This is a genomic window from Kingella sp. SNUBH-2017 (assembly GCF_028680565.1).
Classification (GTDB): Bacteria; Pseudomonadota; Gammaproteobacteria; order Burkholderiales; family Neisseriaceae; genus Kingella_D; species Kingella_D pumchi.
In genome coordinates this window covers 137,412-149,188 of sequence record NZ_JAPHVK010000006.1, presented here as the reverse complement: position 1 = coordinate 149,188, position 11,777 = coordinate 137,412, and the positions used below count along the sequence as shown (strand labels likewise).

At 58.6% G+C, this 11,777-nt stretch carries 10 protein-coding genes; 8 read left to right on the top strand and 2 right to left on the bottom strand.

Annotation, left to right across the window (positions count from 1 at the left end):
- The first annotated feature begins 382 nt into the window (after positions 1-382).
- From argC to OP500_RS06625, 6 genes are all read left to right on the top strand, one after another.
- Positions 383-1,327, top strand: a complete 945-nt coding sequence (gene argC, locus OP500_RS06650) for an N-acetyl-gamma-glutamyl-phosphate reductase (protein WP_238748416.1) — start codon at positions 383-385, stop codon at positions 1,325-1,327.
- Positions 1,328-1,344: 17 nt separating this feature from the next.
- The gene (argJ, locus tag OP500_RS06645) at positions 1,345-2,577 is read left to right on the top strand and encodes a bifunctional glutamate N-acetyltransferase/amino-acid acetyltransferase ArgJ (protein WP_274070528.1); all 1,233 of its coding nucleotides are present in this window, start codon (positions 1,345-1,347) and stop codon (positions 2,575-2,577) included.
- 2 nt (positions 2,578-2,579) lie between these two features.
- Positions 2,580-3,416, top strand: a complete 837-nt coding sequence (argB, locus tag OP500_RS06640; RefSeq protein WP_274070527.1) for an acetylglutamate kinase — start codon at positions 2,580-2,582, stop codon at positions 3,414-3,416.
- 177 nt (positions 3,417-3,593) lie between these two features.
- On the top strand, positions 3,594-4,781 hold the full coding sequence (locus tag OP500_RS06635; RefSeq protein WP_274070526.1) for an aspartate aminotransferase family protein: 1,188 nt from the start codon (positions 3,594-3,596) through the stop codon (positions 4,779-4,781).
- 299 nt (positions 4,782-5,080) lie between these two features.
- Positions 5,081-7,084, top strand: coding sequence for a UvrD-helicase domain-containing protein (locus OP500_RS06630; protein ID WP_274070525.1), 2,004 nt, complete (start codon positions 5,081-5,083; stop codon positions 7,082-7,084).
- A gap of 203 nt (positions 7,085-7,287) precedes the next feature.
- A complete protein-coding gene (locus OP500_RS06625; protein WP_274070524.1) occupies positions 7,288-8,886 on the top strand; it encodes a peptide chain release factor 3 in 1,599 nt (532 codons plus the stop codon).
- 185 nt (positions 8,887-9,071) lie between these two features.
- Here the strand turns inward: OP500_RS06625 and OP500_RS06620 are convergent, their stop codons facing one another.
- Positions 9,072-9,446 (bottom strand): hypothetical protein, encoded by a 375-nt coding sequence (locus OP500_RS06620; protein WP_238748422.1) that lies wholly within the window; start codon positions 9,444-9,446, stop codon positions 9,072-9,074.
- A 192-nt stretch (positions 9,447-9,638) separates the two neighbouring features.
- Between OP500_RS06620 and OP500_RS06615 the strand changes: the two genes are divergently transcribed.
- The gene (locus OP500_RS06615) at positions 9,639-10,634 is read left to right on the top strand and encodes an IS110 family transposase (protein WP_238748423.1); all 996 of its coding nucleotides are present in this window, start codon (positions 9,639-9,641) and stop codon (positions 10,632-10,634) included.
- A gap of 155 nt (positions 10,635-10,789) precedes the next feature.
- Here the strand turns inward: OP500_RS06615 and OP500_RS06610 are convergent, their stop codons facing one another.
- Positions 10,790-10,948, bottom strand: a complete 159-nt coding sequence (locus OP500_RS06610) for a hypothetical protein (RefSeq protein WP_238748424.1) — start codon at positions 10,946-10,948, stop codon at positions 10,790-10,792.
- An 88-nt stretch (positions 10,949-11,036) separates the two neighbouring features.
- Here OP500_RS06610 and OP500_RS06605 point away from each other — a divergent pair, with 88 nt between their 5' ends.
- A complete protein-coding gene (locus OP500_RS06605; protein ID WP_238748425.1) occupies positions 11,037-11,741 on the top strand; it encodes an MOSC domain-containing protein in 705 nt (234 codons plus the stop codon).
- Positions 11,742-11,777 lie beyond the last annotated feature (36 nt).

The window sequence follows — 11,777 nt, the reverse complement described above, 5'->3', positions numbered from 1 at the left end:
GCGGCTTATGCTGTACATGGTTGCAGTTCCGATGTTTTTGAGTTGACGCTCTGGGGTTTACCCGTAAAAACGTTGGACTGCAACCTTTTTGTTTGGGTGGCGGGATTTTATTCCGGACAGTAGTGCGCCTGCGCGGGAATGACGGTAGTAGGAAGTTTCTGTAGTCGTCCCTAGAACGAATACGGACAAGGCAGCCTGAAAACTTCGCGGTGCCGGTAATGGTATTGGTTCTTATCCGTGTAAGTTTCGGTTAATTCCGCGTAAGCATGAATTTACAGATTACCCTTGAAGATGCGCCCGTCTGCTGTTTATACTGCGGGCGCGGCCTGTATCCGCCTGCTTTCGGGCGTTTGGCCGCAGAGAAGAACAATGGAGAAATTCGATGACCCACACCGTTTTTATCGACGGCTCTGCCGGCACCACCGGCCTGCGCATTGCCGAACGTCTGCGCCATGAACGCGATATTCACCTGCTTACCCTGCCGGAAGCGCAGCGCAAGGATTTGAGCGCGCGGCTAGATGCGGCAGCGGCGAGCGAGGTTAGCCTGCTTTGCTTGCCCGACGAGGCGGCGCGCGAGTTCGTGCAGCACGCGCCGGCGGCGACGCGCATTTGCGACACCTCTACCGCGCACCGCAACGCCCCGGGCTGGGTTTACGGATTTGCCGAGTTGCACGGGCAACGTGCGGCGATTGCCAGCGCGACGCGCGTTGCCAATCCCGGCTGTCATGCCAGCGGCTTTATCGCCCTCATCCGCCCGCTGTGCGACGCGGGGGCGCTGCGGCGCGAGGCGCTGCTCACCTGCCAATCGCTCACCGGCTATTCCGGTGGCGGCAAGGCAATGATTGCCGAATATGAAGCGGAATCGCGTCCCGCAGCGCTTGACGCGCCGCGCCTCTACGGCTTGTCTTTGCAGCACAAGCATTTGCCGGAGATGCGCGCGCAAAGCACGCTTGCGCACGCGCCGCTGTTTATGCCGGTGGTCGCGCCGTTTTACAGCGGCATGCTGGTGAGCGTGCCGCTCTTTGCCGCGCAGCTGGCGGACGGTTTTGCCGACGGCGCACGGCTCGCGGCGCTGCTCGCTGATTATTACGCGGGCGAGCCGCTGGTGCGCGTGCAGCCGTTTGCGCCATCTGCCAGCGTGGCGACGCTTGCCGCCAACGCGCTTGCCGGGCGCGACGATATGCAGCTGTTCGTTTTTGCCAACGGCGACGGGCAACTGCTGCTCTGCGCGCTCTTTGACAATCTCGGCAAGGGTGCGTCCGGCGCGGCGGTGCAAAATTTGAACTTGATGCTGGGTCGCGCGGAAACCGCCGGCCTGGTTTACTGATGATTGCGGAGGATTACATGCAGCCTGAATTTACATACATCGACGGTGGCGTTTGCGCGCCGCAGGGATTTTCCGCCAGCGGCGTGCACTGCGGCATCCGCAAGAATCGCAGCAAAGCCGATTTGGCACTGATTGTCAGCCGCACGCGCTGCGCCACCGCTGCCGTCTATACCACTAACAAAGTCCAAGGCGCGCCGCTTGCCGTTACCCGCGCCCACATTGCCGACGGCTACAGCCGCGCCATTCTCTGCAACAGCGGCAATGCCAACACCTGCAACCCCGACGGCGAAACGCTGGCGCGCGCCTGCTGCGACCTGCTCGGCAACGCGCTGCACATTGCGGCAAATGACGTGGTGATTGCCTCGACCGGCGTCATCGGCCAACCGCTGCCGTTGGAACCCTTTGCCCGCGGCATCCCCGATGCCGTTACCGCTCTCGCCGACACACCGGCGGCGGCGCTGGCAGCGGCAGAGGCGGTAATGACCACCGACACCTACGCCAAAACGCAGGCGCTCGAATTTACCCTCGATGGCAACCCCTGCCGCCTCGGCATCATCACCAAAGGCAGCGGCATGATTCACCCGAATATGGCGACCATGCTCACCTTCATCACCAGCGACGTCGCCATCGCCCCCACCCTGCTGCAACGCGCCTTGAGCGAAGAAGTCAAAGACAGCCTCAACCAAATCAGCATCGACGGCGACACCTCAACCAACGACATGGCGGTCATCCTCGCCAACGGCGCCGCAGGTAACGCCGAAATCCGCGACGACGGCGCCGCCTACCAAACCTTCCGCGCCGCGCTGCACCAGCTTTGCGCTTGGGCGGCGCGCGAAATCGCCCGCGACGGCGAAGGCGCGACCAAACTGCTGCACTGCCGCGTGCACGGTGCGCGTTCGCCGGAAGTGGCGCGCAACGTGGCAAAAAGCATCATCGCCAGCGACCTCTTCAAAGCGGCGATGTTCGGCGCCGATGCCAACTGGGGACGGGTACTGTGCGCCGTCGGCTACACCGCCGGCGACTTTTCCGCCGACAACATCGCCCTCACCCTGCAAAGCGCGGCGGGCGCGGTCAAAGTCTGCGAACACAGCGCCTATCACCCCTTCAGCGAAAACGAGGCTGCCAAAGTGCTAGCAGAAAAAGAGATAGAAATCCTGCTCGATATGCACGACGGCGAAGCCCAAGCGCAGGCGTGGGGCTGCGATCTCACCTACGACTACGTCAAAATCAACGGCGACTACCGGAGCTAAACATGCGCCAAGAATATATGGACTGGTTCGACGAAGCGGTCCCCTATCTGCAGAAATACCAGCAAAACTGCGTGGTGGTGAAATACGGCGGCAACGCCATGACCAACGACACCATCAAAGCCTCGGTGCTGCGCGACGTGCTGTTTCTCAACCAGGTCGGCGTGAAAATCGTGCTCGTCCACGGCGGCGGCCCCGACATCAACGCCGGTCTCGCCAAAATCGGCAAAAAAGGCGAATTTATCGGCGGCCTGCGCGTTACCGATGCCGAGACCATGGAAGTGGTGCAGCAGGTGCTGGCGGGCAAAGTCAACAAAAACCTGGTGGCGCATCTGGGCGGTCGCGGCATCGGCCTGTGCGGCATCGACGGCGGCCTGCTGCACTGCGAAGCGCTCGACCCGGCACTCGGCGCGGTTGGCAAAATCAGCCGCGTTCAGCCAAACATCATCCATCTGCTGCTTGGTGCCGGCATGATTCCGGTGGTTGCCAGCATCGGCACCGACGCCGCCGGAAACAGCTACAACATCAACGCCGACACCGCCGCCGCCGCCATCGCCACCGCCATCGGCGCCTGCAAGCTGGTGAACATGACCGACATCGCCGGCCTACTGCGCGACATCAACGACGAAGACTCGCTTATCCGCGACATCAGCATCGACGAAGCCGAAACCCTCATCAGCCAAGGCATCATCAGCGGCGGCATGCTGCCGAAAATCGCCTGCTGCATCGACGCCGTGCGCCAGGGCGTGCCGGAAGTCGCCATCATCGACGGCCGCCGCCCGCACTCGGTGCTGCAAGAACTCTTCAGCGACCGCGGCAACGGCACGCTGTTCCACCAATAGGCAGCCGCTCCCAAGGCAGCCTGAAACCCGTAGGGTGCGCACCGCGCACCGCAACGCCCAAACAAACCACCGGCGCAAGGCGTATCCCTACAGCAGAAAAGCAGCCTGAAAGTCCTAAAAGCAGCCTGAAACCCCCAACCCGCTTTTCAGGCTGCCTGTTTACTGAAAGGAGATCGCATGTCCGCCCCGCTTTCCGACCACATCCGCCAACTCGACCAACAATACAGCGCTGCCACCTACGCCCGTTTTGCCCCAGTGCTGGTACGCGGCGAAGGCTGCACCGTCTGGGATGCCGACGGTCACGCCTACACCGACTTCACCAGCGGCATCGGTGTCAATAGCCTCGGCTTTGCCGATCCGGCATGGGTTGCCGCCATCGCCGCGCAGGCGGGCAAACTGGCGCACACTTCCAACCTGTTCTACAGCGTCCCCGCCGCCGAGCTGGCGCAAAGTCTCTGCGAAAAAAGCGGTCTTTCCCGCGTCTTTTTCTGCAACAGCGGCGCCGAAGCCAACGAATGCGCCATCAAAGCCGCGCGCAAATACAGCCGTGACCGCCACGGTGCCGGCCGTCACACCATTCTCACCCTGCAAAACTCCTTCCACGGCCGCACCCTCGCTGCCCTTTCCGCCACTGGCCAGGACGTTTTCCACCAGCATTTTTTCCCCTTCGTTGAAGGTTTCGCCTACGTTCCCGCCAACGACACCGCCGCCCTTGAAGCGCGCCTGGCGCAAAACGACATCGCCGCGCTGATGCTCGAGCCGGTGCAGGGCGAAGGCGGCGTGGCCGCGCTGGATACCGGCTACCTTCAGGCTGCCCGCGAGCTGTGCCGCCGCCACGACGTGCTGCTGATTGCCGACGAAGTGCAAACCGGCATCGGCCGCAGCGGCCGGCTGTTTGCCTTCGAGCACGCCGGCATCGTGCCCGACATCGTTACCCTTGCCAAAGGGCTGGGCGGCGGCCTGCCGGTGGGCGCGGTGCTGTTTGGCGAACGCTGCGCCGACACGCTGGGACGGGGCGACCACGGCTCGACTTTCGGCGGCAATCCGGTGTGCTGCGCCGGCGCGCTGGCCATTTTGGCGCGTTTGGACGATGCTTTTCTCGCCGACGTTACCCGCAAAGGCGAAGCGCTGCGCCAGGCGCTCGCTGCTCTGCCGAAGGTCAAAAGCGTCAGCGGCCTCGGCCTGATGCTCGGCGTCGAATTTGACGACGGCATCAGCGCCGCCGACGTCGTCCAACAGGCGCAGGAAAAAGGCGTGCTGTTTCTCACCGCCAAACACAAGCTGCGCCTGCTGCCGCCGCTGATTATCAGCGACGACGACATCGCGCGCGGCATTGCGGTGCTGCGCGAGATTCTCAGCGCCTGATGCCGTCCTGCCGCACAAACAGCCCGCCGCTGCGGGCTGTTTTTATCGCGGCGGTTTTCCCATCGCCCAAGCGTTCGGCTCTTTGGGCGCCGTCCAAAAGCAGCCTGAAAACCAAGCAGGCAACGCAATCCCTGCGCCGGCTAAAATCGGTTTTCAGGCTGCCTGAACGCCAAACCCCGAAACCAAACCTTGCGGCAGCCTGAAAACGCCGTTTTCCATTGTCCGCCCTGCCCTGCTTGCCGGATAATGCCGCTTTTTTCCGATTTTGGTTTTCAGGCTGCCTGAAAACGCCCCACGCCATGAAACTGAACGAGCGCCAGCTGGAAGCGGTGCGCTATCTGGGCGGGCCGCTGTTTGTGCTGGCCGGCGCAGGCAGCGGCAAAACCCGCGTCATCACCGAAAAAATCGCCTATATGATTACCGGCGCGGGCTATGCGCCGCAGCATATCGCCGCCATCACCTTCACCAACAAAGCCGCCAAGGAAATGCAGGAGCGCATCGGCGCCATGCTCGGCAAAGGCCAGACCCGCGGCCTGACGGTTTCCACCTTCCACTCGCTGGGCATGCGCATGCTGCGCGAAGAAGCGGCACACGCCGGCTACAAAACCAATTTTTCGATACTTGATGCTTCCGACAGCGGCCGCATCATCGGCGAGCTGCTCGGCAGCAGCGGCCGCGAGCAGGTGTTCAAAGCCCAGCACCAGATTTCGCTGTGGAAAAACGAGCTGGCCACGCCCGAGCAGGCTTTTCAGGCTGCCCACGACGAATGGCAGCAGCACATCGCCCGCGTTTACGCCTCCTATCAGGAAACGCTCGGCCACTATCAGGCCGTCGATTTCGACGATTTAATCCGCCTGCCGGTGCTGCTGCTGGAGCAAAACAGCGAACTGCGCCTGAAATGGCAGCGGCGGCTGCGCTATCTGCTGGTGGACGAATGCCAGGACACCAACGCCTGCCAGTATCGTCTGCTGCGCCAGCTTACCGGCCTGGAAGGCATGTTTACCGCCGTGGGCGACGACGACCAGTCCATCTACGCCTGGCGCGGTGCCGATATGGAAAACCTGCGCCTGCTGCAGCAGGATTATCCGCAGATTAAAGTGGTCAAACTCGAACAAAACTACCGCTCTGCCGGCCGCATCCTGCGCGTGGCCAACCAAGTAATCGCCAACAATCCCAAGCTGTTTGCCAAAACCCTGTGGTCGCAGCTTGGCGAAGGCGATCCGGTAAAAGTAATCGCCTGCAGCAGCGAAGAAAACGAAGCCGAATACGTTGCCGGCGAAATCGCCCGCATGAAACTGGCCGGCGGCGACAAAGCCCGCTACGCCGATTTTGCCGTGCTCTACCGCGGCAACCACCAGTCGCGCGCCTTTGAAACCGCGCTGCGCCAAGCCCACATTCCCTACCGCGTCTCCGGCGGCCAGAGCTTTTTCGACAAAGCCGAAATCAAAGACATCCTCGCCTATATGCGCCTGCTGGCCAACAGCAGCGACGATCCCGCCTTCCTGCGCGCCGCCACCACCCCGCGCCGCGGCATCGGCGACACCACCCTCGGCCGGCTCAACCACTACGCCAAAATCCACGGCTGCAGCCTGTTTCAGGCTGCCTCCCAGCCCGAAGCGCTGGCCGAACTCAATGCCAAAAGCCGCGACGCGCTGCAGTCTTTCGCCGCCCTGATAGACGGTTTCCGCCACCGCGCCGCCAAGGAAGACGCCGGCAGCCTGATCCGCGAGCTGCTCGATGCCATCGGCTACGAAAACCACCTTTACCAAAGCGAAGAGAGCAGCCGCGCCGCCGAAAGCCGCTGGCGCAACGTCGAAGATCTGGCCGACTGGCTCGAGCGCAAAGGCAGCGAAGGCAAAAACCTGATCGAGCTGTCGCAAACCATCGCCCTGATCACCCTGCTCGAAGGCCGCGACGACGCCGAAACCGACGCCGTTACCCTGTCCACCCTGCATGCCTCTAAAGGGCTGGAATATCCGCAGGTGTTTCTCGTCGGCTGCGAAGAAGGGCTGTTTCCCCACGCCGAGAGCCTGGAAGAAGGCAATCTCGAAGAAGAACGCCGCCTGATGTACGTCGGCATCACCCGCGCCAAATGGCGGCTCACCCTCACCCACTGCACCAAACGCAAGCGCCAGGGCAGCTGGCAGTTTCCCGAACCGAGCCGCTTTATCGACGAAATGCCGCAGGACGATTTGGACATTCTCGGCCGCAAAGGCGGCAAACCCATCGTCAGCAAAGCCGAAGGCATCAGCCGCCTGCAAAGCATGAAAGCCATGCTCGACAGCAAAATCGGCGGCAGTTAGAAAAAGCAAAAGGCAGCCTGAAAGCCGGTTTGGCGCTTTCAGGCTGCCTTTCACACCGCCGCACAGCAAGGCAGCCTGAAACGCAAAACCCCAAGCAAAAACTAAAAAACGTTTACAATACGCCCTTTTCAGGCTGCCCGAAACGCCAAAGGCAGCCTGAAAACGGTTTTTAACCATACAACCATTGCCACAAAAGAGTTCCCATGTCCGAAATCCTAGACCAAGTGCGCCGCCGCCGCACCTTCGCCATCATCTCCCACCCCGACGCGGGTAAAACCACGCTGACCGAAAAGCTCTTGCTGTTTTCAGGCGCAATTCAAAGCGCGGGTACGGTAAAAGGCAAGAAAACCGGCAAATTCGCCACCTCCGACTGGATGGAAATCGAGAAGCAGCGCGGCATTTCCGTGGCATCAAGCGTGATGCAGTTCGACTACAAAGACCACACCGTCAACCTCTTGGACACGCCGGGGCACCAAGACTTCTCCGAAGACACCTACCGCGTTTTGACCGCCGTGGACAGCGCGTTGATGGTCATCGACGCGGCAAAAGGCGTGGAAGCGCAAACCATCAAACTCTTGAACGTCTGCCGCCTGCGCAATACGCCGATTGTCACGTTCATGAACAAATACGACCGCGAAGTGCGCGATTCTTTGGAATTGCTGGACGAAGTGGAAAATATCTTAAAAATCCGCTGCGCGCCCGTTACTTGGCCGATCGGCATGGGCAAAAACTTCAAAGGCGTGTACCACATCCTGAACGACGAAATCTATCTCTTTGAAGCCGGCGGCGAACGCCTGCCGCACGAGTTCGACATCATCAAAGGCATCAACAATCCCGAATTGGAACAACGCTTTCCGCTGGAAATCCAGCAGCTGCGCGACGAAATCGAATTGGTGCAGGCTGCTTCCAACGAGTTCAATCTCGACGAATTTCTTTCGGGTAGCCTCACGCCCGTGTTCTTCGGCTCGGCGATTAACAACTTCGGTATTCAGGAAATCCTCAATTCATTGATTGACTGGGCGCCCGCACCGAAACCGCGCGACGCGACCGTGCGCATGGTCGAGCCGGACGAGCCGAAATTTTCCGGATTTATCTTCAAAATCCAAGCCAATATGGACCCGAAACACCGCGACCGCATCGCCTTTTTGCGCGTCTGCTCCGGCAAATTCGAGCGCGGCATGAAGATGAAACACCTGCGTATCAACCGCGAAATCGCCGCCTCCAGCGTGGTTACCTTCATGTCGCACGACCGCGAGCTGGTGGAAGAAGCCTACGCGGGCGACATCATCGGCATCCCGAACCACGGCAACATCCAAATCGGCGACAGCTTCTCCGAAGGTGAACAACTGGCTTTCACCGGCATCCCCTTCTTCGCACCCGAACTGTTCCGCAGCGTTCGTATTAAAAACCCGCTGAAAATCAAACAACTGCAAAAAGGTTTACAGCAGCTGGGCGAAGAAGGCGCGGTGCAGGTGTTCAAGCCGATGAGCGGCGCGGATTTGATACTCGGCGCGGTCGGCGTGTTGCAGTTTGAAGTGGTTACTTCGCGGCTGGCGAACGAATACGGCGTGGAAGCGGTGTTTGACAACGCGTCCATCTGGTCGGCGCGCTGGGTGTCGTGCGACGACAAGAAAAAGCTCGCCGAGTTTGAAAAAGCCAACGCCGCCAATCTGGCGATTGACGCAGGCGGCAACCTCGCCTACCTCGCCCCCAACCGCGTGAATTTAAATTTGACGCAGGAGCGCTGGCCGGACATCGTGTTCCACGAAACGCGCGAGCATTCGGTGAAGCTGAACGGCTGATAAAGAAAGTGCAGGCTGCTTTTGAAGGTTTAAAAACCCGAAAAGCAGCCTGCACTTTTATTATGGCAAATTAAAATTCCAATGTTACCGCGTTGGCTTGCCTTGACGCGCTGTGGTCAAGGTACATGGAATAGATGTTTGCAGGGTATGTGCCGTACGCATGCGCTCTTTCCCCCTTTTACATACTACATCTGAAAAGCCGTTATCCAAAAACATATTCCGGCTATAAGTGAAAGCGGAGTCATAACATATTTTTCTTTCCTACTTTTTGAAATCATGTTCATAATAGTATTCAAAGTTAGGTAAGCGGCAAAGAAGAAACAAATATATTTAGTAACCTTAAAAGAAAACCACAAGGAAATAAAACCTCCGGCTTGCAAAATAATTATCATTGCAAAAATTTGGATAGCCACCGAAATGACTGCCACAATCCTAAATTTCTTAGGTAAAATTTTATGTTGTCCACCCATTGTAAATTCGCCCAAAGGCAAACCGCAAGCAACAAGCACAGTCATAGTTGCTATTATTCCAAATAATACTGCACCTAATATTGAAAACATAAATCAATATCCTACCTTCGCAAAATACAAACGATTTCAATGAGCCGCAGCCTGCATCTCTATCAACCACGTGCGTGGCTACACCACACATCCTAGGATTACACCCGCATCGTAGCAAAAACGAGCGGCTGGCCACCCATCAGCACAACCGAACAGTTGCCACCAACAACCGAATACAAGGAAGGTTCATTGATGAGTACCCAAAACTACGCAGGCATCGACATCGCCAAACGCCATTTCGTCATCGGCATCCACGGCAGGGATAAAACCAAAACCGAAACCAACAACCCCAAAGGCTTTACCCACACCATTGACTATCTGCACAAGCACAACGTCGGTTTGGTTGTCATGGAAAGCACTGGCGGTTTGGAAATCCCTCTCGCCAAAACCCTACATCGCGCAGGTTTCCAAGTGGTGATTGCCAATCCTCGCTGCACCAAAAATTACGCCAACGGCTTTTCTCTCGCCAAAACCGACCATCTCGATGCCAAAATGCTTGCTGATTACGCACAGGCGTTGGAAATCAAAGGACTGGTCGCCAATATGCTCTACATTCCGCCCAGCGAAGCCGAAGAGAAACTCGAAGCACTGGTCAAACGCCGCAGCCAGTTGGTTGACATCCGTGCCGCCGAGAAAAACCGTCTCGAACAAATCCATGAAAGCCAACAGCAAAGCGTTAAAGACCTGATTGCCCATCTCGACAAGCTTATCGCCGAGCTGGACAAAGACATCGACAGCAACGCCGACGCATTCGGCGGCAAAGGCCAAGTGCTAACCGCAATCAAAGGTATAGGCAGCACCACCAGCGCCACCCTGCTATCCATGCTGCCCGAGTTGGGCACCGTACCACACAAACGCATCGCCATGCTGGCAGGTGTCGTTCCACCGCCGAACCAAAGCGGCGACACGGACAAGAAAACAGGCTGCATCGGCGGCAGAATGGCAGTACGCAACATGCTGTATATGGCAGCACTGACGGCGAGCCGCTTTGAGCCGAAGATTAAAGCGTTTTACGAGAGACTGCGCGCCAAAGGCAAACCGTTCAAAGTCGCTATTAACGCGTGTATGCACAAACTTCTGCGTATTCTGAACGCAAGGATGCGGGATTACCTGGCCTCTTTGCAGACGAAATCAGAACGGCAAAGCGAACAGCAAAGCAAACAACAACCCGCACCGCAATGCGCGTAATCACCGAGTTTGGTTGCCCTGCCCGACGCGGTGGGGGAACACAGTTGCTACATAAACCTACATTATGCGTATCTAATTTATACGCGCAGTCATCCGTGTAGCCTGTGGTTCGTCATCTTGCATTATTTTAATTTGAATCCGCTATATTTTGCCCTTTATTCCGCAAACGTTTTGCCACGAAACACGCGCACCGCATTGCCGCGTTCCAAACGGTAGAGCTGCGCGTGTGCGTCTGCGGCGTGTTGGTCCAGCCGTTCTGCGTGCTGTGCGGCGAGTTTCACCGCCAAAAGTTCCAGTACTGTAGGTTGGGTCAAGACCCAACAAAGCCTTGAAATCATCGGAAACGTTGGGTTTGGCAACCCAACCTACAAGACTGCCTCCAAACAAATAAAAGGAAACACCATGCACCCCATCGCCCAAATCCGACAAATCCGCATCGGGCAGCCTGAAAACTTTGCCCGCAACCAACAAAGTGCGATTAACAAGCAGCCTGTCAGCGGCAAAACCGCCGTTACGCCCAGCGGTTTGGCGGGCGACGGCGTGGGCGATCCGCGTTTTCACGGCGGTGCGGACAAGGCGGTGCACGTTTATGCGCTGCACCATTACGACACTTGGCGGCGCGAGCTACCTGCGGCGCAAAATATGCACGCAGGCGGCTTTGGCGAGAATTTTTGTCTGGATGGCGCGGACGAGCACTCGGTGTGCATCGGCGACGAGTGGCAGATCGGTTCGGCGCGTTTTGCCGTAAGCCAGGGGCGGCAGCCGTGTTGGAAGCTGAACGAGCGGTTCGGCGTGGCAGATATGTCGCTGCGCGTGCAGCAGAGTTTGCGCTGCGGCTGGTATCTGCGCGTGTTGGCGGCGGGCGAAGTGGCGGCAGGCGATGAAGTGTTTTTGCTCTCGCGACCGTTTCCCGAATGGTCGGTGGCGCGGGTGCTGGCGCTGATTGACAGCCGCTGTTGCGATGCGGAAACGATGCGGGCGGTGCTGCAACTGCCTTTGCCCGAGAGTTGGGCGCGCTTGTTTTCGCGGCGGCTGGAAACGGGGGAATGCGAAGATTGGCAGCTGCGTTTGTTCGGCGCCGACGGTGATGGCAAAAAGGCAGCCTGAAAACTTTTCAGGCTGCCTTTTATTGCCGGTGTGAGC